The 22,211-nt window shown below is 63.1% G+C and carries 21 protein-coding genes and 1 pseudogene; 17 read left to right on the top strand and 5 right to left on the bottom strand.

Annotation, left to right across the window (positions count from 1 at the left end):
• Positions 1-127 precede the first annotated feature (127 nt).
• Positions 128-379 (top strand): DUF3039 domain-containing protein, encoded by a 252-nt coding sequence (locus ACIQTS_RS15350; RefSeq protein ID WP_105658424.1) that lies wholly within the window; start codon positions 128-130, stop codon positions 377-379.
• 55 nt (positions 380-434) lie between these two features.
• The gene (locus ACIQTS_RS15355; protein WP_105658425.1) at positions 435-2,201 is read left to right on the top strand and encodes a DEAD/DEAH box helicase; all 1,767 of its coding nucleotides are present in this window, start codon (positions 435-437) and stop codon (positions 2,199-2,201) included.
• A gap of 78 nt (positions 2,202-2,279) precedes the next feature.
• Here ACIQTS_RS15355 and ACIQTS_RS15360 read toward each other — a convergent pair whose 3' ends face one another.
• Positions 2,280-2,873, bottom strand: a complete 594-nt coding sequence (locus ACIQTS_RS15360) for an isochorismatase family protein (RefSeq protein ID WP_402473801.1) — start codon at positions 2,871-2,873, stop codon at positions 2,280-2,282.
• 104 nt (positions 2,874-2,977) lie between these two features.
• The gene (locus ACIQTS_RS15365; RefSeq protein ID WP_402473802.1) at positions 2,978-4,276 is read right to left on the bottom strand and encodes a nicotinate phosphoribosyltransferase; all 1,299 of its coding nucleotides are present in this window, start codon (positions 4,274-4,276) and stop codon (positions 2,978-2,980) included.
• A 142-nt stretch (positions 4,277-4,418) separates the two neighbouring features.
• On the opposite strand from ACIQTS_RS15365, the gene clpS reads away from it, so the two are divergent.
• The 4 genes and pseudogenes from clpS to ACIQTS_RS15385 form a co-directional block, all read left to right on the top strand.
• Positions 4,419-4,703 carry an ATP-dependent Clp protease adapter ClpS gene (gene clpS, locus ACIQTS_RS15370; RefSeq protein WP_105658428.1) on the top strand — a complete coding sequence of 95 codons (285 nt, stop codon included), beginning with the start codon at positions 4,419-4,421 and terminating at the stop codon, positions 4,701-4,703.
• 2 nt (positions 4,704-4,705) lie between these two features.
• Positions 4,706-5,284: a DUF2017 domain-containing protein gene (locus ACIQTS_RS15375; RefSeq protein ID WP_400290795.1), complete on the top strand. Its 579-nt coding sequence runs from the start codon at positions 4,706-4,708 to the stop codon at positions 5,282-5,284.
• A 3-nt stretch (positions 5,285-5,287) separates the two neighbouring features.
• Positions 5,288-6,211 (top strand): glutamate racemase, encoded by a 924-nt coding sequence (gene murI, locus ACIQTS_RS15380; protein WP_105662596.1) that lies wholly within the window; start codon positions 5,288-5,290, stop codon positions 6,209-6,211.
• A pseudogene (locus ACIQTS_RS15385) lies at positions 6,208-7,002 on the top strand (MBL fold metallo-hydrolase); the annotation flags it as partial. The gene murI and the pseudogene ACIQTS_RS15385, both read left to right, overlap by 4 nt.
• A 228-nt stretch (positions 7,003-7,230) precedes the next feature.
• Here the strand turns inward: ACIQTS_RS15385 and ACIQTS_RS15390 are convergent.
• Positions 7,231-7,614, bottom strand: coding sequence for a hypothetical protein (locus ACIQTS_RS15390; RefSeq protein WP_402473803.1), 384 nt, complete (start codon positions 7,612-7,614; stop codon positions 7,231-7,233).
• Positions 7,615-7,783: 169 nt separating this feature from the next.
• Here ACIQTS_RS15390 and ACIQTS_RS15395 point away from each other — a divergent pair, with 169 nt between their 5' ends.
• The 3 genes from ACIQTS_RS15395 (at position 7,784) to rdgB (ending at position 9,893) form a co-directional block, all read left to right on the top strand.
• Positions 7,784-8,440, top strand: a complete 657-nt coding sequence (locus ACIQTS_RS15395) for a helix-turn-helix transcriptional regulator (RefSeq protein ID WP_402473804.1) — start codon at positions 7,784-7,786, stop codon at positions 8,438-8,440.
• An 89-nt stretch (positions 8,441-8,529) separates the two neighbouring features.
• On the top strand, positions 8,530-9,264 hold the full coding sequence (rph, locus tag ACIQTS_RS15400) for a ribonuclease PH (protein ID WP_105662598.1): 735 nt from the start codon (positions 8,530-8,532) through the stop codon (positions 9,262-9,264).
• Positions 9,261-9,893, top strand: a complete 633-nt coding sequence (gene rdgB, locus ACIQTS_RS15405) for an RdgB/HAM1 family non-canonical purine NTP pyrophosphatase (RefSeq protein WP_105662599.1) — start codon at positions 9,261-9,263, stop codon at positions 9,891-9,893. The genes rph and rdgB overlap by 4 nt, the downstream gene beginning before the upstream one ends.
• Before the next feature lie 66 nt (positions 9,894-9,959).
• Here the strand turns inward: rdgB and ACIQTS_RS15410 are convergent, their stop codons facing one another.
• Positions 9,960-11,087, bottom strand: coding sequence for an HNH endonuclease (locus tag ACIQTS_RS15410; protein WP_402473805.1), 1,128 nt, complete (start codon positions 11,085-11,087; stop codon positions 9,960-9,962).
• 383 nt (positions 11,088-11,470) lie between these two features.
• Here ACIQTS_RS15410 and ACIQTS_RS15415 point away from each other — a divergent pair, with 383 nt between their 5' ends.
• The 5 genes from ACIQTS_RS15415 (at position 11,471) to ACIQTS_RS15435 (ending at position 15,386) form a co-directional block, all read left to right on the top strand.
• Positions 11,471-11,830, top strand: a complete 360-nt coding sequence (locus tag ACIQTS_RS15415) for a GntR family transcriptional regulator (protein WP_181148913.1) — start codon at positions 11,471-11,473, stop codon at positions 11,828-11,830.
• A gap of 29 nt (positions 11,831-11,859) precedes the next feature.
• Complete coding sequence (locus tag ACIQTS_RS15420) at positions 11,860-12,777, top strand: ABC transporter ATP-binding protein (protein WP_402473806.1); 918 nt, start codon at positions 11,860-11,862, stop codon at positions 12,775-12,777.
• Positions 12,774-13,469 (top strand): hypothetical protein, encoded by a 696-nt coding sequence (locus ACIQTS_RS15425; protein ID WP_400290805.1) that lies wholly within the window; start codon positions 12,774-12,776, stop codon positions 13,467-13,469. Before ACIQTS_RS15420 ends, ACIQTS_RS15425 begins: the two co-directional genes overlap by 4 nt.
• 190 nt (positions 13,470-13,659) lie before the next feature.
• The gene (locus ACIQTS_RS15430) at positions 13,660-14,157 is read left to right on the top strand and encodes an SRPBCC domain-containing protein (protein WP_105658438.1); all 498 of its coding nucleotides are present in this window, start codon (positions 13,660-13,662) and stop codon (positions 14,155-14,157) included.
• A gap of 227 nt (positions 14,158-14,384) precedes the next feature.
• A complete protein-coding gene (locus tag ACIQTS_RS15435; protein WP_105658459.1) occupies positions 14,385-15,386 on the top strand; it encodes an exonuclease domain-containing protein in 1,002 nt (333 codons plus the stop codon).
• A gap of 77 nt (positions 15,387-15,463) precedes the next feature.
• On the opposite strand, the gene ACIQTS_RS15440 is transcribed toward ACIQTS_RS15435, so the two are convergent.
• Positions 15,464-16,402, bottom strand: a complete 939-nt coding sequence (locus ACIQTS_RS15440) for a hypothetical protein (protein ID WP_105658439.1) — start codon at positions 16,400-16,402, stop codon at positions 15,464-15,466.
• A gap of 51 nt (positions 16,403-16,453) precedes the next feature.
• On the opposite strand from ACIQTS_RS15440, the gene ACIQTS_RS15445 reads away from it, so the two are divergent.
• The 3 genes from ACIQTS_RS15445 to ACIQTS_RS15455 all read left to right on the top strand — a co-directional run bounded on the left by ACIQTS_RS15445 (position 16,454) and on the right by ACIQTS_RS15455 (position 22,103).
• Positions 16,454-17,620, top strand: coding sequence for an exonuclease SbcCD subunit D (locus tag ACIQTS_RS15445; RefSeq protein ID WP_400290811.1), 1,167 nt, complete (start codon positions 16,454-16,456; stop codon positions 17,618-17,620).
• Positions 17,617-20,715 carry an AAA family ATPase gene (locus ACIQTS_RS15450; protein ID WP_402473807.1) on the top strand — a complete coding sequence of 1,033 codons (3,099 nt, stop codon included), beginning with the start codon at positions 17,617-17,619 and terminating at the stop codon, positions 20,713-20,715. Before ACIQTS_RS15445 ends, ACIQTS_RS15450 begins: the two co-directional genes overlap by 4 nt.
• Before the next feature lie 113 nt (positions 20,716-20,828).
• The gene (locus tag ACIQTS_RS15455) at positions 20,829-22,103 is read left to right on the top strand and encodes an MFS transporter (protein WP_133834433.1); all 1,275 of its coding nucleotides are present in this window, start codon (positions 20,829-20,831) and stop codon (positions 22,101-22,103) included.
• The last annotated feature ends 108 nt before the right edge of the window (positions 22,104-22,211 follow it).

Raw genomic sequence — 22,211 nt, forward strand, 5'->3', positions numbered from 1 at the left:
TGGTTGTTGACTTGCAGAGAGGAAGAAATCGATGGGGCGGCCTAGTGCAGCGCGGCAAAGTCAATGTGGACAAGCTCCCATGCTTTCCACGCGGACAGCAGTGGCAATCCGTATTAGACTTGGAGGCATGGTGGAACAGTCTGAAGAAACCCGCGGTGGCACTGCCACGATTGAACGTACCGAGACAACCCAGAGTGTCGAGGCCGGAGATCATGAGCGTTTTGCTCACTACGTGCAGAAGGAAAAGATCATGGAGTCGGCAATGACCGGCGACCCAGTGATCGCTCTGTGCGGCAAGGTCTGGACGCCAGGCCGAGATCCGCAGAAGTTCCCGGTATGCCCCGAGTGCAAGGAAGTCTACGACTCCATGATGGGGTAGTGCTGCGAATGAACTAGCACTACTTCACACAATGCACGCGGCCGGGAAAAGGTAAATGACCGAGACACTCTTTGATTTTGGCGACAAGCTTCCACTAGAAGACAAGCTGCCGGTAGCGTATCCGGAACGTGCGGCTTGGGGGACTGGGCCGAAGCTGCGTGCCTGGCAGGCCGAGGCCTTGGCTCTGTACTTCGATACGGAGCCCAAGGACTTCATGGCAGTGGCGACCCCTGGCGCAGGTAAGACCACCTTCGCGCTGCGCCTGGCCAAAGTGCTGATCGACTCGGGCAAGATCAACCGCATGATCGTTGTCGCGCCCACCGACCACCTGAAAAAGCAGTGGGCGGATGCGGCGGCGCGTGTGGGCATCTCACTGGACCCGAACTACAAGAACTCCGACGGCCGGCACGGCTCGCACTACATGGGTGTGGTGGTGACCTATGCCCAGGTCTCGCTGAAGCCCGCGGTGCACCGCGCGAAAACTGAAGATGCCCGCACCCTGGTGATCATGGATGAGGTCCACCACGCCGGCGATGCCCTGTCCTGGGGCGATGGCATTCGTGAAGCATTCGAACCGGCTACCCGGCGGCTTGCCCTGACCGGTACCCCATTCCGTTCCGATGCGGCCCCGATTCCTTTCGTGCAGTATGTGGACGAGGGCGATGGCATTCGCCGTTCCAAGGCGGACTACACCTACGGCTACGGCAGCGCCCTGGCCGACCACGTGGTCCGTCCGGTGCTGTTCATGGCCTATTCGGGCAATATGCGCTGGCGTACCTCCGGCGGCGAGGAGATGGAAGCAAACCTCGGCGAAGGCTTCACCAAGGATGTCACCGCCCATGCCTGGCGTACCGCGCTGGATCCGCACGGCGACTGGATCCCGTCGGTGCTGCAGGCCGCTGACCGGCGGCTCTCGGAGGTCCGCCGCACCGTGAAGGACGCCGGCGGCCTGATCATCGCCACGGACCACGAGGACGCGCGCGGCTACGCGGCCCAGCTCGAAGCGATCTGTGGCGAGAAGGTCACCACCATTCTTTCCGATGACCCCAAGGCATCGCAGAAGATCGACGATTTCTCCGAATCCGACGCGCGCTGGATGGTTGCGGTGCGCATGGTGTCCGAAGGCGTGGACGTTCCGCGTCTCTGCGTGGGCGTTTATGCGACGTCCACCTCCACTCCGTTGTTCTTCGCCCAGGCGGTCGGCCGCTTCGTGCGTAGCCGCAAGCGCGGCGAGGTGGCTTCGGTCTTCCTGCCCTCGGTGCCGATCCTGATGGCCTTGGCCAACGAGATGGAAGTCGAACGCGACCACGCCTTGGACCGTGAAGGTTCCAAGGACGAAGACGGGCTGGACGATTCGCTGCTGGAAGCGGCGAACAAGGAAGACAAGGCCAGCGACGAGCTGACGCGCAATAAATTCGAAGCGCTGAACTCGCAGGCCTCCTTTGACCGCGTGCTCTTTGACGGTGGCGAATTCGGTACCGGTGCCGACATCGGCAGTGAAGAAGAACTTGGCTTCCTGGGCATCCCGGGCCTGCTGGACACCGAACAGGTTTCCGAACTGCTGCGCAAGCAGCAGAACAAGCAGATTTCCAAGGGCGGCACCAAGCCCGAGCCGGTCTCCGACCACCGCCGCATGATGGAGCTGCGCACCAAGCTGTCGAAGAATGTCTCGGCATGGGCTGCCCGCACCGGCACCCCGCACGGGCAGATCCACAACAAGCTGCGCAGCGTCTGCGGCGGGCCTGCAGTGCCGCAGGCTACTGCTGACCAGCTGCAGGCGCGCATTGACAAGCTGCAGGACTGGTTCGTCGGGCGAAAATAGGCTCCACGAGAGAACGGCTTTGCTCCTGACCGGAAAATCCGGTCAGGAGCAAAGCCGTTTCTGCTTTCCGGGGGATCATCAACCCAGCGAAATCACCGTTACCTTGGCTGCCCTCAGTTCCTCGCGTATCGCCGGCAGATTCTCCGGTGAGACTGCTGCGGTCAGCGGAGAAATGATGGTCGTGGTGAATCCTGCTTCAGCTGCATCGAAGGCGGTCGCCTTTACGCAATGATCCGCGGCGAGCCCTACGACATCTACAGAGTCAATTCCTCTGGCCTTGAGCCATGGACCTAGCAGTTCTCCGCTTTCATCAGCCTGGTCAGCCGATGGATCCAGCACTCTGGCTTCGAAACCCGAATAGGCTGCGGTGAAGCGCCCCTTGGCGAAGTGCGCATCCAGGGGCACCTCGGCGAGCTGCGGATGCAGGGCGGCGCCAGATGTTCCGGCGACACAGTGCACCGGCCAGGAATCAATGAAGTCGGGGGTTTCCGAGAAATGATTCCCCGGCTCGATATGCCAATCCTGGGTGGTGACGATTGCCGAGTAGGCATCGCGGCGTTCGGCAATATCCGCGGCAATGGCCGTTGCGACGGCGTTGCCGCCGGTCACGGCCAGGGCTCCGCCTTCGCAGAAGTCGGGTTGGACATCAATGATCAACAGGGCTCTGCTCATCGCTGCCTCCTGGCTGGGGGAAGTGTAGAGATTGGAAAACTGCGGACCGCAGGATCCTTGAATCTGGATCCTACGTCCCGCAGCTGGGATTTTCGTGTGTTCGACTAGTCCTGGATCATGACGGTCGGGATGACCGGTTCGCCACGCTGCATCTTGCGTGCCACGCCTGGCAGTTCCTGGACCGATGCGAAGTGGCGCTCGGTGGCGAGCTTGACGCCAGCTGCACCCACGTACGCCGGATCGATCTCGCCATGGCGCACCAACGGGACCACCAGATCCCGCTCGGGGCCGCCGGTGGTGTACTCGGAAGTGGAGACGATTTCAGCGACAGCGCGGTTGCGCTCATTGAGCTGGCGCACCGCGTACTTGCGCCCGCCCACGCTGGCCTTGTTCGCCGCGGCCTTGGCGACCGGAATCCATTGCCCCGAATCGTCTTGGCGGGCAACCAGCTTGTAAACCATCGACGCGGTCGGATGGCCGGAGCCGGTGACCAATGCCGTGCCGACGCCATAGGCGTCAACCGGGGCGCTGGCCAGGGCGGCGATCGCGTACTCGTCGAGGTCCGAGGTCACGGTGATCTTGGTGTTCCAGTTGCCCAGGTCATCAAGCAGCTCGCGAACCCAGCCTGCCTGCTGCACCAGGTCGCCCGAGTCCAGCCGGACTCCGCCCAGTTCCGGACCCGCAACTTCAACCGCGGTGCGTACGCCCTTCTCCACGTCGTAGGTATCCACCAGCAAGATGGTGTCCTTGCCCAGCGAGGCAACCTGCGCTTCGAAGGCGGCGCGCTCGGTGTCGTGAAGCAGGGTGAACGAGTGGGCCGAAGTGCCAACGGTCTTCAAGCCATAGCGGGCACCGGCTTCCAAATTGGACGTTGAAGTGAATCCGGCAATCATGGCGGCCCGCGCGGCAGCCACTGCTGATTCCTCATGGGTGCGGCGCGAGCCCATCTCGATACATGGGCGTTCGCCGGCCGAGGCGATCATTCGCGATGCCGCCGACGCGATGGCCGAATCATGGTTCATGACCGAGAGCAGGAAAGTCTCGATAACGCAGGCTTCAGCGAAAGTCGACTCCACGGTCAGCAGTGGCGAATTCGGGAAGTACAACTCGCCCTCGGCGTAGCCGGAGATGCTGCCGGTGAAGCGGAAGTTCTCCAGGTACTTGATGGTTTCCGCGTTGACTACCTTGTTGTCGCTGAGGAAACGCAGCTGTTCGTCATCGAAGCGGAAGTTTGCCAACCCTTCGAGCACGCGACCAGTACCTGCGACCACGCCATAGCGCCGGCCCTCGGGCAAGCGGCGAGCGAATGCCTCGAAGACAGACGGGCGGTGAGCTGCACCGGATCCCAGCGCTGCTTGGAGCATGGTCAGCTCATAGTGGTCGGTGAAGAGACTGGTGCGCATGTGACGCTCCTGATGATCGGAAAAGGCCTTATACGGTGCTGCTTGGGAAAGCAGACCGGTTTTACTGTATAACGGCTCACGCTCAAGGTGATATTTGCCGTGTCCGGTGTTGCGTTCAGCTTCCAAGCGTAAAATGGAAGCCATGACCGCAATGCCCGATGTACTTTCCGAATTTGAAACCCTGGTATCCCAAGACAAGCCCTGGCGCTTGGTCGTGTGGAATGATCCAGTGAACTTGATGAGCTACGTATCCTACGTGTTCCGTTCCTACTTTGGTTTCAGCGCGGAAAAAGCCGAGAAGCTCATGCTGCAGGTGCACCATGACGGCTTCTGCACGGTGCGCAGCGGCAGCCGCGAAGCTATCGAATCCGATGTGCAGGCAATGCACGGATTCGGCCTGAACGCAACGATGACCCAGGGAGCCTGAACGTGGCGAAGGCCTTCAAGAACGGTTCCAAGGGCATTACCGGAACACTGCACTCCGCAGAACGAAAACTGATCCGCGAACTCTTCGGCGATGTCATTGGAATGCTCGAGGAGCGCGCGCAGCTGCACCAGCTGCCCGAAGATGTTGATCCGCTTTACGCCCTGACCGGGATGCGGCCCGAGTCCATGGACCTGCCGCCGGTTTCTGATCCTGCGCTGGCCAGGCTGCTGCCGGATGCCAGCGATGACGCAGTGGCCGCCGCCGAGCATCGCCGGCTGACCGAAGCCGACCTGATCGCGCAAAAGGTTGGCCGCCTGCGCGAGGCCCAGATGCTGCTGGACACCGAAAAGCTGGTCTTGGACAAGGACACCGCGACGCGTTTTGCCCAAGCGCTGAACGACGTGCGCCTGGTGCTCGCAGAGCGCCTGGAAATCCGCAGTGAAGAGGATTCAGCCCGGGTCGCAGAGGTGCTCGATGCATCCGAGGTGAACACTCCGGAAGAATACATGTCCTTGGTGTACAACCTGATTTCATGGGTACTCGATACCCTGATGGCTGCACTGATGGATGCGGAGTTCTAATCCATGAATTCCTACTTTGCTACCGGGCAGGTCTCGGCCCCGGAGGCCAATACCCCCATCGGCATTTTCGACTCGGGCGTTGGCGGACTGACCGTGGCCCGCGCGATCATTGACCAGCTGCCGGGCGAATCGCTGATCTATGTGGGGGATACCGCCAACTCTCCCTATGGCCCGTTGCCCATTGCCCAGGTTCGGGCCAATGCGCTGGGGGTGATGGATGAGCTGGTCGATGGTGGCGTGAAGCTGCTGGTGATTGCCTGCAATTCGGCCTCTGCCGCGGTGTTGCGCGATGCTCGCGAGCGCTATACCGCGCGCTATGGCATTCCGGTCGTCGAGGTCATCCAGCCGGCGGTGCGCCGTGCGGTAGCCGGCACGAAGAATGGCAAGATCGGCATCATCGGCACCCAGGCGACTGTTGGTTCACGCGCCTACGAGGACGCCTTTGCGGCCGCGCCGAACTTGCAGGTCTCCACCGTGGCCTGCCCGCGCTTCGTGGAGTTCGTGGAGTCCGGCATTACCGCCGGTGCCGAGCTGCTGGAGATCGCGCAGGAATACCTGGCGCCGCTGCAGGCCGCCGATGTAGACACCCTGGTTCTGGGATGCACGCACTATCCGTTGCTGACCGGCGTGATCTCCTATGTCATGGGGGATTCGGTCAGCTTGGTTTCGAGTGCCGAGGAAACGGCAAAGGACGTTTTCCGGGCGTTGACCCGCCATGCCCTGGTGCGCAACGACGGCGCCGCGGCGCGTCATGAGTTCCTAGCCACAGGCAACGCTGATAGCTTTGGTGTACTGGCTCGCCGATTCCTCGGACCCGAGGTGCTGCAGGTGCGCCACGTGGACCATGTAGCCGCCCACTATCCGACCGGAGCTATTTCGCGGATTACCCCGCAGATGATTGCCGCGTCGAAAGCGAGTAACGAATGAAGCTGACCATCATTGGATGCACCGGGTCATTCCCAGGGCCGGGATCGCCCGCTTCCTGCTACCTGGTGTCGGCCTTTGATGGCACGCGCGACTGGAAGATCCTGCTGGATCTGGGTTCCGGTGCATTGGGCGTGCTTCAGCGTTACACCGATCTAAAAGACATTGACGGGATCATGATTTCCCATCTGCATCCGGATCACTGCATGGACCTTTGCGGTTTGCATGTGGCGATTCGCTGGGATCCGACGGGCTGGGGCCGGGACCGGATGCTGGTGCACGGTCCGGAAGATACCGCCGAACGCATCGAAACGGCCTACTCCCTGCCCGATGGCGACACCATGGCCAAGGACTACGACTTCCAGGTCTGGAAATCCTTGCAGCCGGTGAACATCGGTCCCTTCACCATCACGCCCTACCCGGTGCGCCACCCGATCAAGGAAGCCTATGCGCTGCGCGTGGAAGCGCACGAGCCGGGCCCCGACGGCGAGCTGCTGACCAGCGTGCTGACCTATTCCGGGGACACCGACAGCTGCGATGGCCTGGTTGAGGCCGCCCGCGGCGCGGACATGTTCCTGTGCGAAGCGGCCTTCGAAGAGGGCCGCGATGACCATATCGACGGCGTGCACCTGACAGGCAAGCGTGCTGGCGAAATGGCGACCGCGGCCGGTGCCGAGCGCATGCTGCTGACGCACATTCCGGTCTGGACCGACATCAACAAGGTGGTCGAGGAAGCCAAGGAAACCTACGACGGCGGGATCGCTGTTGCCGTTTCCGGGGTGACTTACGGCGTGTACTCCGGCAGCCTGAAGGAAGACAAGGACCCGGCCCTGTTCAAGGGGGAGCGCGGTACCGACTACCTGAAGACCCGTACCGGCACCATGCCGACCATCAAGTACGAGAAGACCCGCAAGTTCCCCTTGCTCAAACGCAAGAAGTAGGCACACGGAACCGGAGAAAAGCACCGGCGGACAGGAAGAAATATCCTCTCCGCCGGTGCTTTTCGCTTTCCCGGGAGAAGCCTAGCCGGCGCCGTGCTTGGCGCCCCATGGCTTGTCGAATTTGCTGGCCAGTCGGGTCAGGGCCAATGCGGCGAGCAGCAGTCCCACGTCGCGCAGGACGACATCGAGGAAGACGCCCATCGAGACCAGATTGACGATGATGCCCAGCAGCCACAGTGACAGCACATAGCTCGCGTAGCGCGGCTTGATGATCATCGATGCGGCGGCAACCAGTTCCACCACGCCAACGAAATGCATGGCGGTTTGCGCGGAAAACGGCACGATGGCAATGATCCACGGGGCCAGGTATTCCGGCCAGTAGGTCATCACGTTCGCGAACTTGTCCAGTCCCATCAGCAGGGGAAGGACGACAAATCCAATGCGCAGGATCCAGAATGCGCTCAACGACGGGTCGGTGTTGACTCATGCAGCTGTTGTTGCCCGTATGTGCGAGACCGGATGCTTCTCGCTCCATGAGGCGCTCATGGCGATCACCCTCCAAAGGTTTGAACGTATACCCAGAATTCGCCTCTCGGGCCTATTTGTCAAGATCCATTGTTGATAGAATTCTGGCATGTCGACAAAACTGAGCTTGCAACAAGATGCGGTCCTCAAATCGCTCAACGATCCGGTTCGGCGGCGACTATTCGAATTCATTTCGCAAAGCCCGCAACCGGCGGGACGCGACGCGGCATCCAAGGCCGCAGGAATCAGCCGGACCCTGGCCGCCTACCATCTGGACCGGCTGGCAAGCGCAGGATTGCTGGCGGTGACTTTCGCACGGCCGGAGGGCAAAAACGGACCGGGGGCCGGGCGCACCGCGAAACTTTACGCGCTCGCCCAAGAAGAAGTCGCCGTGAGCTTGCCAGCGCGCAATTACCGCCTCTTGGGCAGCTTGCTGGCCAACGCGGCCAGTGCCGATGCCTCGGGGGTCGTGCTCCAGGCGCTGCGTCAGGCGGCACGAGGCGAAGGGCAGAACCTGGGGCAGGGCAGTGGCGGGCTCGTGCCGCTGCTGGACGAGCTGGGCTATGCGCCTGAAGCAGACGAGCGAGGAGAGATCTCCATGGGGAACTGCCCCTTCCATCTGGTCGCGCAGCAGCAGACCGAACTGGTCTGCTCCATGAACTATGAACTGGTTTCAGGCGTCTTGGAGGGGTGCCAGTTGGATTGCAGCCGGGCCGAGCTGAGCCCGCGTCCCGGGCGATGCTGCGTTGTGGTGCATCCGCAGTAGCTGCCAAGGATGCGCCACGAGGTGCATTTCACCGTAACTCGCGGGTTCACCCGTACAGATCGCGCGGTGCGCGTGGTTAGGATGGAAGCATGACTTTACGCGCTGACGGCCGAGGAGCCGCGCAACTTCGAGACATTACCATCACCCGTGGCTGGTCCGCTCAGGCCGAAGGCTCGGCGCTGATCGAATTCGGCAACACCCGCGTGCTGTGCACCGCGTCCTTCACCGAGGGCGTGCCACGCTGGCTCAAGGGCGAAGGCACCGGCTGGGTCACCGCTGAATACGCGATGCTCCCACGTGCTACCAACACCCGCAACTCCCGCGAATCGGTCCGGGGCAAGCTCTCGGGCCGCACCCATGAGATTTCCCGCCTGATCGGCCGCTCGCTGCGTGCCGTCGTGGACACCAAGGCCCTGGGCGAAAACACCATCGTGCTGGACTGCGACGTCCTGCAGGCCGACGGCGGCACCCGCACTGCCGCCATCACCGGTGCCTACGTGGCACTGGCAGAAGCAATTTCCTGGGCCCGTTCACAGGGCATCGTGAAGGCCAACGCCAAGGTGCTCACCGACTCGGTCGCCGCGATCTCGGTGGGCATCATCGATGGCACCCCGATGCTGGACCTGCCCTACGAGGAAGATGTTCGCGCCGAGACCGACATGAACGTCGTGGTCACCGGATCCGGCGACTTCGTCGAGGTCCAGGGCACCGCCGAAGGGGTTCCATTCAAGCGCGAGGAGCTGGATGCCCTGCTGGACCTGGCCCTTGGCGGTACCAACGAGCTGGCCGAGATCCAGCGTGAAACCCTGAGCAGCACCAAATGAGCCAGCCGGTACTGGTGCTTGCCTCGCGCAACCAGGGCAAGCTGCGCGAATTGCGCGAATTGCTGCGCGGGCAGGTGCCGGGCTTGGATGTTGACAGCCAGGTCATCGACGCCGCCACCGCTGGGGCTGCCGATCCGGTTGAAGACCAGGTCACCTTCCAGGGCAATGCGCTGAAAAAGGCCCGCGAGATCTCGGCATCCACCGGCCTGGTGGCGCTGGCCGATGATTCCGGCTTGAGCGTGGATGTGCTCGGGGGAGCGCCGGGAATCTTCTCGGCGCGCTGGTCCGGGGTGCACGGCAATGACGAAGCGAATATCGATCTGCTGCTCGGCCAGCTCGGCGATATTGCAGCCGAGCACCGCGCAGCGCAGTTCGTCTGCGCCGCGGCACTGGCTACCCCAGAGGGTGCCGAGCACGTGGAACTGGGCAAGGTCGAAGGCGTGCTGCGCACCGAGCGTGCCGGCGAGCATGGTTTCGGCTATGATCCGATCTTCGAACCTGCCGGCGCCGGCAAGTCCATGGCCCAGCACACTCCGGAGGAGAAGAACGCGATCTCGCACCGGGCTCGCGCCTTCGCCGCGTTGCTGCCCAGCATCATCGACGAGGTCACCAAGGCCTTGGCCAAGTAGCCTCCAAATCCCGGATAGAACAAGAACGCCAGCAAATCCTGAAACGGATTTGCTGGCGTTCTTGCGCTAGTGCGGGAAGTTCTCGCCGGACCGTGCCAGGGCCAGGTAGGGCCGCTCGTCGAACTCGGTCACCAGGTATTGGGTTTCGCATGCGCGGCACTGCCACTGTGCGGGAGGCCCCACAGGCATCATGCAGCCAGCGGTGACGTACTCGTCGTCATCGGGCATGAAGCTTGGCATTCCCCAGATGATCTTCAGCGGATTGCGTTCCCCGCATTCCGGGCAGGCAGGCTTCGCGAACTTCCGGAGCTGTTCCAGAGTTGGCTGGTGGGCCATGTCGTGGCAGCCACGGCAAAGCAGCACCACCTCATCGGCATGGTCCTGGATCTCCCAACGCAGGCCGTTGTGATGGCTCTGCGGCAGGTGGACCTCGGGCCTGGCAGAAATATCCCGATCGCAGATTTCGCAAGCAAGCGGTTCATACGGTGAAGCCTTCTGGAGGATGGCCACAACGCCCAGCACCTCATTGGCCTTCGCAGGCTGCGAGGGAGTGCAAGGTCCGGCGGTGACGAATATCGGGCGGGGGCGTTCGAGAAGATCCCCGATGCTGCCCAGAAGCTTCTGGGCAAGGGAATCTGCCAAATACTGCGAGCGTCCTGGAAGTTCTGCGCCGATCATGGACTCGAGCTCAGCCACGGAGATCGGGTCGGTGAAGGTCGCCAAATTGGTGAAGGTGAGCCGCTCCGCCTCATCCGCTTCGGTGATTTCAAGGCTGGCCATCAACGCTGGAGTGCCCTCCAATGCCGTCAGGACGAGATCGCCTGCCCGCAGGGGTTCCTCCAAATTCCAGCGGAATGACTCGTTCTCCTGACCCAGGGCCGCCGCGGAAGCCAGTGCATTTGCCTGGCGGCACCAATATACCGGCTGGCCCTTCGTGCCGGTGAGCAGTGCGCGATTCAATGCCGCTTGGTTCGGGCGGCGCAAGGGGTAGTCCAGGATATTGCGGCCGGGACGCTGCATGGTGCCAGCACGCGAGTCCTGGATCCTGGCGATCAGCTCGCGCCGGGTAGCGCGGGCCATTTCTTCACCGGTGGATTCGGTGAAAAGCACCATGTACAGCCCGAGCAGGATCTGGCGATCCAATGCTCCGAGAATCGGATCCGGCGCCTCAAGGCGATTGAAAAGTTCTTGCATGGTCCCTCCCATAAAGGCCTGCAACCCGTGGATTGCGGTCATTGCCCAGCGTGCGATCACTATTTTCCTGGACCAGATACTGCAAATTATTCGTAGCCATCGCCAGCCCTTCCCGGTTTCGGGTTGGGTCATGCGTTGTCTCGGTCTGCAGCTCCATTTCCGTGCTCACCACTGTGAACGCACCATCGCCAGTGCCCGTTCCGGGCAGCCCCGTCGACAGTTCCCAGCATAGATAGCAAGGCGGACAGTTTGGGGTACCGGATTTTCCGTGGATATTTTGCCGCCCCGCTATTGCACAGAACCGAACTAGGTTCTATGGTTAGTTACATGAGTAACTAACCCACTAACTAACCTAGTGGAAATGAGCACGGAGAGGAGCCAGCATGATTGATGATTCAAAACCGATCTTCTTGCAGATTGCTGAGCTGATTGAGAACGACATCATCTCTGGTGTTCTTGCAGAAGAAGCGCAAGTTCCATCAACCAATGAATTCGCAGCGTTCTACCGGATCAATCCGGCCACAGCAGCCAAGGGAATCAACCGGCTCGTGGAAGACGGACTGCTCTACAAGAAGCGGGGGATCGGCATGTTCGTCACCGAAGGTGCACCGCGGCGGCTGCGAGAACAGCGCCGCGAGAAATTCCAACAGCAATTCATCACCCCATTGACCGCAGAAGCCTCCAAGCTGGGCATTGGCCTGGATGAGCTGGTCGCCATGATCAAGACCGGTTCGGATTCTTGAAACATCTCTACTAGGCAGGGAGGAACGACATGCCACGAACGACAGCAATCGCCACACGCGAGCTGAGCAAGACCTACAAGGACGTGCGAGCGCTCGACAACGTCAGCCTGGAACTGGAACCCGACCGTATCTACGGGCTGCTTGGACGAAACGGGGCCGGCAAGACCACGCTCATGTCCATCCTGACCGGGCAGAACTATGCGGACCAAGGCACCGCCGAAATCTTCGGCCACGCCCCCTTCGAGCATGATCCTACGCTCTCGCGCATCTGCTTCATCCGCGAATCCCAGAAGTACCCCGATGACTTCAAGGTCCACCAGGCCTTCAAATCCGCAGCCCTGTTCTTCGAGAACTGGGATGAGGAACTGGCCCAGGATCTCGTCGAGGCGTTCGCGCTGCCGACCAGGCGCAGGATCAAGAAGCTCTCCCGCGGGCAGCTGTCTGCGGTGGGCGTGATCATCGGCATGGCCTCGCGGGCGGACATCACGTTCTTCGACGAACCCTACCTCGGCCTGGACGCGGTAGCGCGGCAGATCTTCTATGACCGCCTCGTCGAAGACTTCGCGGAATATCCACGCACCATCGTGCTCTCCAGCCACCTGATCGATGAAGTCGCTAACCTGCTCGAGCACGTCATCGTGATCGACAAGGGGCGAATCGTCGTCGACTCGGATGCCGAAGAGCTGCGCGGCACCGCGGTAACGGTGACTGGCGAGGACGCCAAGGTCCAGGAATTCATCGGCTCCGCGCAGGTAATCCATCGTGATGCACTCGGCGCCCTGGCCAGCGTCACCATCAAGGCCAAGCTGGATTCGGAGCAGCGCGAACAAGCGAAGCTCATGGGCCTGGACCTGAGTCCGGTGTCGCTGCAGCAACTGGTAGTCCGCAGCGCCTTGAGCAGCACCACCGAAACAGGGATCGACGAACGGACGGAGGCAAGAAAATGAACCGCATCATCAAAGTCGCCCGCATGCAACTGATCAACAAAGCCACTTTCATCGGAATCCCGCTGATGATCCTGTGCGCATCCTTCCTCTTCACACTGGCCATCTGGTGGCTGGTCCGGCGCAACGGCAGCGACGAAGGGCTGTACAGCGGCGGCGCCCAAGCGCCGATGTGGTATTTTCTGGCCCTGGGTATCCAGGCGCTGACGCTGACCTTCCCGTTCTCCATGGCCATGAGCATTTCGCGGCGTACCTTCTATCTGGGAACCGTGGCACTGTTCTCCGTCTGCGCACTGGTTCTGTCGGTGTTCTACTACCTGATTGGATTGCTGGAAGTCGCCACCGGTGGTTGGGGCATGGGCGGCCAGTTCTTCGCCCTGCAATGGATTGCGGATAACAACTGGCTGGTCCAGATCCTGTTCTACTTCGTGCTGATGGTGCTGCTGTTCATGGTCGGCTTCCTGATAGCGACCATCTACATGAGGTGGCGCACCACGGGCATGGTGGTTTTCTTCACCCTGCTGGGTGTGGTCGTGCTGGGAATCATCGCCCTGTTCACCTTCGGCAATTACTGGGACCAGTTCTGGAGCTGGGCCTTGACCTGGACCGCCGCGGGGATCACGCTATGGGGCGGCCTGGTGGCCCTGCTGATGGCAGGAGGATCCTATCTCACCTTGCGCAAGGCAACCGCCTAGCCCGGGTCGGAAATGCAGAACATAAGGGCACCGGTTCCCTTTCCCCTTGGGGGAAGGGAACCGGTGCCTGCTTTTGCAAGAAGGCGCCCAGCGGCCCGGGACCGCGATTTGCTATTCTTCAATGACTGCCGGTGAAGGCGCTGGAGCCGCCCGTGCCGCGGCGGCAGGGGAGCAACCCAGGAGAGAAATCATGAGCGCCTCGCCGACCGGAATTCGAACCGCAGACGGAGCGCTGGAATTGCGCCGCGAGTTCACCCAATCCCCGAGCAGGATCTGGCGCTATCTGGCAGACTCCCAGTGCTTGGCGCTCTGGTATGGCCCATGGCACGGGGACCCGGAGCGCGGCGCGGTGGACGTGGTGATGCTGCTCGAGGACGGTTCACCCACCGAACGAGTCGAAATCCTGCGTTGCGATCCGCGCATGCACCACCTGCAGGTGCAACTTGGAACAGGCCCCTCGGCCTGGCGGCTGGAGCTCGCGGTGCAGTCCTGCGGCGAGGGCAGTTCCCTGGTCTTCCGGATGCCGGGCCTTGACCCGCAGCTCGCCGGCTCCGTCGGGCCGGGCTGGGACTACTACCTGGACCGCCTGGCAGCCGTGGTGAACGGAGCCGATGCCGACAGCGTGGACTTCGAGGCCGATTACTATCCGGCGCTCAGCGAGCATTACGAGGAGCTGTTCGGGCGCTGAGTTCCCTGCGTGCAGGGTTCGACTCGCTCAATGCGGCCGGCTGATGATTGTGAGATGCCCTGCCTTGCGCCCAAGCCAGCCAGGCCGCCGATAACTTGATCGATACAGGTCAAAATCGGGTTGCAGCGAATTATTGGCACGTTATCGCCCGGCGGTCACCGCGCGGTCCGCGGTGCGCGAATGTCACGCATGCCGGTGCCAGCGATTAAGCGAGTAAGCTATTGGGCGTGGCATTGGACTTCACAGCAGTAGATTTTGAGACAGCAAACGGTTTTATTGGTTCCGCCTGTTCGGTGGGCCTGGTCAAGGTACGCTCCGGGCAAATCGTCGAAACCGAACAGTGGCTCATGCAGCCGCCGGCAGGCTTCGACCACTTCGACCCGCGCAACGTCTCGATCCACCACATCACCCCCGACATGGTGAGCGCCGCGCCACGGGTGACCGACAGGATTCCGGAACTGCTGGAATTCATCGGATCCGACGTGCTGGTGGCCCACAATTCTTCGTTCGATTCCGGAGTGATCCGCGCGGCGTGCGAAGCCGGCGAACTGCCGGTACCGGAAATTGCGCACCTGTGCACCGTCAAGCTCTCCCGCAAGGCCTATGATCTGCCCAGCTACTCGCTGCCGTTCGTTGCCGAAGAAGCCGGGCACCCTATCGAAAACCACCACGAGGCTCTGGCTGACGCTGTGGCCTGTGCCTGGGCAATGATCGATATCGCCGGGCGCAGCGGACAGCAGTCCGTGTTGGAGACGGCAGACCACTATGGCGTCCGGCTGAGCCTGACCCAGCCGTGGCAGCCAGGCCACGAACTGTCCCGCGCCACCCGCGACGCCCAGGGCTGGCTGGCTGCTGGCAACCCGTTGCCGCCGCAGGATTCCTTCAACAACTGGCCGCAGGAAGGGCCGAACCCGAAGCCGAGCGACAACGCGGATCCCAGCCATCCGCTGTTCGGCCAGATCATGGTGTTCACCGGCAACCTGTCCATGCCGCGCCCCAAGGCCAAGGAACTGGCCGCCGAACACGGCGCGCAGACCGCCTCGCGGGTCACCCGCGCCACCACGGCGCTGGTCGTCGGAGACGGCTTCGTCCCGGAGGATCTGGCCAACGGGCGGCTGACCAACAAGGCCAAGCACGTACTCCGGCTGCGCGAAAAGGGCCAGCGGGTCAGCATCATCTCCGAAGGCGAGTTCATGCAGATGGTTGGCGGGTTCGGGCTGACCGCCTAGCAAACCGCAGAAGCCCGGCCGGCACAGATCGAATCTGTGCCGGCCGGGCTTCTGCCATTTTTTTCTGGGCGCGGTTCCTAGACCAGCAGTGCCATCCAGCGGTCATGCAGCTCGGAGATGATGTCATCCAGTGCGCTCGCGGGGCGCTCGCCGACGGCTTCGGTGCCGTAGATGGCAGCCAGCAGCGCTACAGCGTAGGCGTCGACCTCGGGATCTCGGCTGGCTTCTTCTTCGGCGGTTGCCGCCGGGGCGGCCTCGATGTCCGATTCCGCGTCTTGCTCGGCGGCATGCTCGCCGAAGTACGCCGCGTAGGCCTCTTCGGGGGACAGCGAGATGTTCTCGGCGATCCTGGTGGCCACCTCGCGCAGCGCATCGGCCGACGGGCCCTGCAGGCCAACGAGCAGCTCGGCCCATTCGCCGGTGGCGGCCTCGGAGCGTTCCATGGCCGAGCGGATGATCTTCGCCGCGGCAATGGCGGTCTTGGCCGCCTGGTCGTCGTGGGTCAGGAAGGCGGCCGAACGGGCCAGGGTCTCGGTGGTGCCCACAGGGACCCGAGCCAGCAGCGCGGCAATCGCGGCACGCGGAAGCACGCCGGTGGAGTCGGCGCCAGCGCCGGTGGGACGCCCTGGCTGTCCCATGTCGGGGCTGTCCAGGCCGGCGAGGTTCTGCGGATCGCCGTCCAGGATCTTCTCGAAGATCTCGACGTTGGCGAATTCCTTGTCGATCCAGCGGCCCAGCGGTTGCGGGGCGCGTTCCGGGAAGGAGCCGGCGATCTTGCTGTAGCCGCGCAGGGCCGCAAGCCACATGCAGGCCGCTTCGTCGCTGGCGACACCGTCGTTGGCCCATTCCAGCGCTTCCAGCAGGCCGTCGGCCAGGTAGAGCGGGAGGATTTCGGTGGCCCCGGGGTCAATTTCGTCACGGGCGTGGGTTGCGCCATCGGCTAGGCCGAGGAGGATCGCAAACACCTTGTCTGAGTAGTTCTCTGGCAGGAGTGCAGTTTCACCGGTTTCATTCACATCACCATTCTAATGTCCAAGTTGTCCGCGGCATTGCATAAGGTTGGACACATGCGATTGCTTCACACCTCGGACTGGCATTTGGGACGGACCTTCCACGGGGCCTCCCTGATCGAAGCGCAGCGCGCAGTGCTGCAGGAAATCATCGATATCACGATTAATCAGCAGGTTGATGCGGTGCTGATTTCCGGTGACATCTACGACCGCGCGCTGCCGCATGTGGATGCCGTCCAGTTGTGCAACTGGGTGCTGCGCGAGCTGCGCGCCACCGGGGCCGCCGTCGTGGTCACCAGCGGCAACCACGACTCGGCCTCCCGTCTGGGCTTCGGCGCAGAGCTCCTGGACAGCGCCGGGGTGCACATCATCGCCGACCTCCAACGCATGCTGCTGCCGGTCATCCGCGAGGCCGGCGACCACCAGGTAGCCATCTACGGCATCCCGTACCTGGAACCGCGCATGGTGATGGAACGCCTGGGCGTGGCCAAGGCCAGCCACGAAGCGGTCGTGCGTGCAGCCATATCGCAGATCGATGAAGATCTTGCGCAACTGCGGGCAGGGGAAAAACCGGTAGTTTCCATCGCGATGGCCCACCTGTTCGCCGCCGGCGGCTACGGCAGCGACTCCGAACGCGAGCTGAGCACCGGCAACCTCGACGTGGTTCCGGCAGAGCTTTTCGAGCGCTTCGACTACTCGGCGCTGGGGCACCTGCATGGACGGCAGAAGGTCAAGGAGCACGTGCGCTATTCGGGCTCTCCGCTGGCATACTCCTTCTCCGAGGCAACGCAGCGCAAGGGCGTATGGCTGATCGACACCAACGCCCGGGGCATAGAGTCCGTGCAGGAAGTCCTGCTTCCGGTGCCGAAGAAATTGGCCATCCTCAAGGGCAAGCTCGCTGAGCTCCTGGCGGATCCGGAACTGGAATCCGCCGTCGATGCATGGTGCCAGGTCACGCTGACCGATAGCGAGCGCCCCGCCGACGCGATGGCAACGATTCGGACCCGTTTCCCCGACACTGTGGTGCTGAATTTCGCCCCCGATCACGCCGGCGGGGATGCCAAGCCGGCGAGCTATGCCGAGCGCATGGCCAAGGCCGCCAGCACCGAACAAGTGGTGGGGGACTTCATGGAACATGTCCGCGAACGCGCGGCCGATGAACTGGAACGGGAAGTCATCGGCGCCGTCATCCAAGCCACCCGAGAGGCACAGGCCAGCCAGTGAGAATCCACAAACTCCAGATCCAGGCGTTCGGGCCCTTCGCAGGCACCGAAGAGATCGACTTCGATGAACTGGCCGAAGGCGGGCTGTTCCTGCTTGATGGCCCCACCGGTGCCGGCAAGTCCAGCATCCTGGATGCGATCTGCTACGCCCTGTACGGCGCGCTGCCCGGAAGCCGTGCCGGCAGCCGGCAGATCCGTTCGGATCATGCCCCGGCCGGTTTGGCTCCGGAAGTGGTCTGCGAGCTGACCATCGGCGACCGGCGCTTCGAGGTCACCCGTTCGCCGGCCTGGATGCGCCCGTCCAAGCGCGGCAAGAACAAGACCACCGAGCAGAAGGCCGCCAGCTTCCTGCGCGAGTTCACCGGTTCGGGCTGGAAGGAACTGTCCACCCGCAACGACGAGGTGGGCCACGTCCTGGGCAGCCTGCTGGGTCTGGACCGCGAGCAGTTCACCAAGGTAGTCATGCTGCCGCAGGGCGGCTTTGCGGACTTCCTGCGGGCCAAGGCCAAGGACCGCGAAGATCTCCTGGCGAATCTCTTCGATACCAGCGGCTATGCGCGGATCGAGGATGAATTCGCCGCCCGGCTGGCCGAAGAGCGCAAGAAAACCGAGAGCCTGGAAGCACGCCTGAGCGCCAGTGAAGAGGCCATCCATTCCGCTGCCCGGGCGTTCCTCGCCGGCCGCGAAGCCATCGATGAGTCCGCTGAGGCCGGCGGAGAAGCGAACGCCGAAACCGACGGCGAAGGCGCTGGACAGGCCGCTGCGGGGGACCTGAGCAGTGCCGAGCAGTTCGCCGGCTATCACCGCCGGATCGCGGCGGTTCACCGGGACTCGACCCTAGAAGCGGCCAAACTGCGCACCGAGATGACCCGCACCCGCGAGCAGGCGCAGGCCCTGGAGGAACGCCGCCGGATCTTCGCGCGCCTGGCCGAGCTGCGCGGCATGCAGGCCGGCTATGCCCAGAACCATGAAGCGGCCGCAGCGGCTGCCGCGCGCTTGGACAGCGATGCCAAGGCAGGCGCGGTGCGTGCCTACCAGGCCCAGCTCCAGGAGGCATCCGTTGCCCAGGAGCAGGCCAAGGGCACCTGGCTGGACAGCAAGCTGTGGCTTGAAACCGAACAGGGACTGGACCCCAGTGCCGACGCTGCCGGTCTGGAGCAGCTGCGCCTGCCGGCGCAGCAAGCGGCCGAAGAACTAGCGGTGGCCAAGGCGGGCCTGGACGATGAAAAGCGCCGCGACGTCCTGGCCGGCCAGGCACGCAAAGCCGCCGAACTGGCCGCTGCGCAGGAAGAGACCCGTGCCCAGGCCGAAGCCGAAGTTGCCTTGCTCAAGGCCGAACGTGCTGCGCTGGAAGCCGCGGACCTCGACCAGGTAGCCGCCGGCGGCAAGGTCCAGCAGGCCAAGGAACAGGTGAAGGGGCTGGAGACCAGGATCCAGCATGCCACCGAGCGCGACGCCCTGGAGAAGCAGGCGCTGGCCGCACGGGAGCAGTCCAGCGCACAAGAGCTGGAGATTGTAGGCGTAGCCAATACCTTGCTTGACCTGCGTACCGAGCAGCTGGCCCAGAGCGCTTTGCGATTGGCTGCCGCGCTGGAAGACGGGCAACCGTGCCTGGTCTGCGGTGCGCAAGAGCATCCCGCCCCGGCCCGGGCGGATGCCGATGCGCCGCTGATCGACGATGAGCAGATCCAGACGCTGGAAACCGCGGTGGCTGTGGCAAGAGCTGCCGGGCAACGGGCCGCGCAGGCGCGCGACACCCTGGTGGCCAAGTTCCAGGCCGCGCAGGAAGCTGCCGGCGATGCCCCGGTCGCGGACCTGCGGGCGGAGCTTGCCACGGCGCGGGCCGGACTGGAACGGGAGCAGAAGCAGCAAGGAGAAATCGCTGCCCGCGTGGCAAAGCTGGATGCGGTGCGCCAGCGTACCGAGCAGCAGAACGCGCGGGCATCCCAGGCAGTACTCGAGCACGCCACCGCGAAGCAGCGGGCGCAGTCCCTGCAAACCCAGCTGGCAGAACTCGATGCCAAGCTGGAGCAGCTGCGCCAAGGCCGGGAGAACCTGGCCGAACTTGTGGCGCAGCTGTCCGCCACGTCCCAGGGCTTGGCCAGCGCGGTGCAGAACCTGCGCCGTTTCCTTGAGGCTAGCGAGGCGCTGGAGAAGGCCGAGGCCAACTGGAATAGCCAGCGCACGGCCGCCGGTTTCGAGAATCCGGCTGCCTTCGAGGCCGCCTTGCTGGACAGCGCCGAACGCGAGCGCCTGCGCCAGCTGCAGCGTGCCGATGCCGATCTGGCCAGTGCCATTGCCACGCTTGAAGCGTCGCAGGACTGCCGCAAGGCCCAGGAATTATCCGCGCAGGGCCTTGAAGGGCCAAGCGAAGAAGGGATTGCCGAAGCGAAGCTGCGCTCTTCCCTTGCCGAAGAACGCTTCGAAGCGGCGCGGGAACAAGAAGTGCTGGCGCAGACCCAGCTCGCTCGCCACGAGCAAGCAGCCACTGATCTTGAACGCCAGCGGACCGAGGCAGGCCCGGTCATCGAAGCCTACCGCCGGCTGCGCGGATTGGCTGAAGTGATTCGTGGCGGGGGAGAGAACCTCTACAAGATGACGCTGAGCACCTATGTGCTCGCTGCCCGGCTGGAGGAAGTGGCAATCGCCGCAACGCAGCGCCTGGGCATGATGTCCGGCGGCCGCTACTCGCTGCACCATGATGATTCCAAGCAGGGCAATTCGAAGTCCGGGTTGGGGCTGCAGGTGCTCGATTCGTGGACCGGGAAGCGCCGGGAGACCCAGACGCTCTCCGGAGGCGAGACCTTCATGGCCTCGCTGGCCCTGGCACTGGGCCTGGCGGATGTCATTTCGCACCATTCCGGGGCAGTGGACATGCAGACGCTCTTCGTCGATGAAGGCTTCGGTTCGCTGGATGCCGAGACGCTGGAAGAAGTCATGCAGGCGCTGGAAAACTTGCGTGCCGGGGGCCGCACCATCGGCTTGGTCTCCCACGTGGCAGAAATGAAGCAGCGCATCACCAATCGGATTTCGGTCAGCAAGACCCAGCACGGTTCCACCATTGAACGCGATGGCACTGTGATCTTGGCTGGATAGATTGGACTTGCCCCAGGGCAGTAGCTATCTTGAAAGTAGTGCCATCAGGCATGCCTGGGAAATTTTGTGCGTCGGGGGGTGTGGGACGACGCACGCTTCGTCATGGAGTTTTGTTGACTCAGCCTACTTTGTCGAAGGAAAACAGTGAGGAATCCGAGAAGATGTCCGGATACTCCGCGTTAGTTCCTTTGGTGGGAGCACCCTTCCTGCCGCTTACTTTCCTTGCACGCCTCCCGCTGGCGATGCTCACCATCGGGTCCATGACCCTGGTAACTGCTACCACCGGCTCATATGCCATGGGCGGCTTGGCCGCGGCCATGGTTGGCCTGGGGTCCGCCATTGGCGGTCCGAGCATCGGCTATCTGGCTGACCGGGTGGGCCAGCGCCCGGTATTGACCACGGTCGCGGTCATCCACACCATCCTGCTGGTTGCCCTGACGCTGTTTGCCGATTCGGGACCGGACATGTCCGCGGCCTTGCTCTCGATCATGTGCCTGGCCACCGGTGCTACCGGCCCGCAGGTCGGCCCGATGTCCCGCGTCCGCTGGATTGCGATCACCCGCCAGCAGAAGAAGAACCACAAGGTCCTTTCGGCGGCATTGAGCCTGGAGTCCATGTTCGATGAACTGGGCTTCGTCTTCGGCCCGGTTGCCGTGGGCCTGCTGGCATCCCTGGTGGATCCGGTGCTGCCGCTTTACCTTGCCGCCCTGCTGACCCTGGTGCTGGTGCCGGTGTTCGCTTCGCACCGTACCGGCAATGCGGTGAAGCCGGCGAGAACCGCCGAGCACACTCCCAAGGTCTCGATCAGCGGCGCGCAGGTTGCCGCAATTGGTGCCCTGGTCCTGGGCATGATGGCGCTGGGCACGGTCTTCGGTTCCTCGGCGGCCGGTACCCTGGCCTTTGCCGGGGCGCAGGGCGATTCCAACTCCGGCGGCCTGCTCTATGGCGCCATGGGGTTCTCCAGCGCGATTGCCGCGATTTCCGTGGCTGCTTGGCCGCAGGCCTTCAAGCAGATCAACCGCTGGATCCTGTGCGGCGCAGCATTGACCGTGCTCAGCTTCGGGCTGCACGTGGCCGGCAATGTGCCGCTGATGCTGGTTGCCCTGTTCATCGCAGGATTTGCGGTAGGGCCGGTGATCGTCACGGTCATGACCCTGGGCGGCGAAGTAGCTCCGCCGCAGCGCCTGTCCACCGTGATGACCATGCTCTCTGCCGGCATTGTTGTGGGAACCGCGATCGGAAACGGCTTGGCCGGCGTCTTCGCCGAGACCCTGGGCTACCTCGGCGCTTTCTGGGTCTCCACCGGTGGCGCACTGGTGATCTTCCTGGCCGCTGTGGCGATGAAGATCGTTGTCGCGAAGTCCCCGTCGCTGGCCCGCGTCCGCTAGGGCAAGAACTCTGCGCATCTTGCGGCCGGCCAGCAAAGCTGGATAAGAAGCATCCCGTTGCACCTCGCCCAGCAGGCGAAAGGCAGCGGGATGCTTCTTTCCCCGCCG

The sequence above is a fragment of the Glutamicibacter sp. NPDC090743 genome (assembly GCF_044769125.1).
Classification (GTDB): Bacteria; Actinomycetota; Actinomycetes; order Actinomycetales; family Micrococcaceae; genus Glutamicibacter.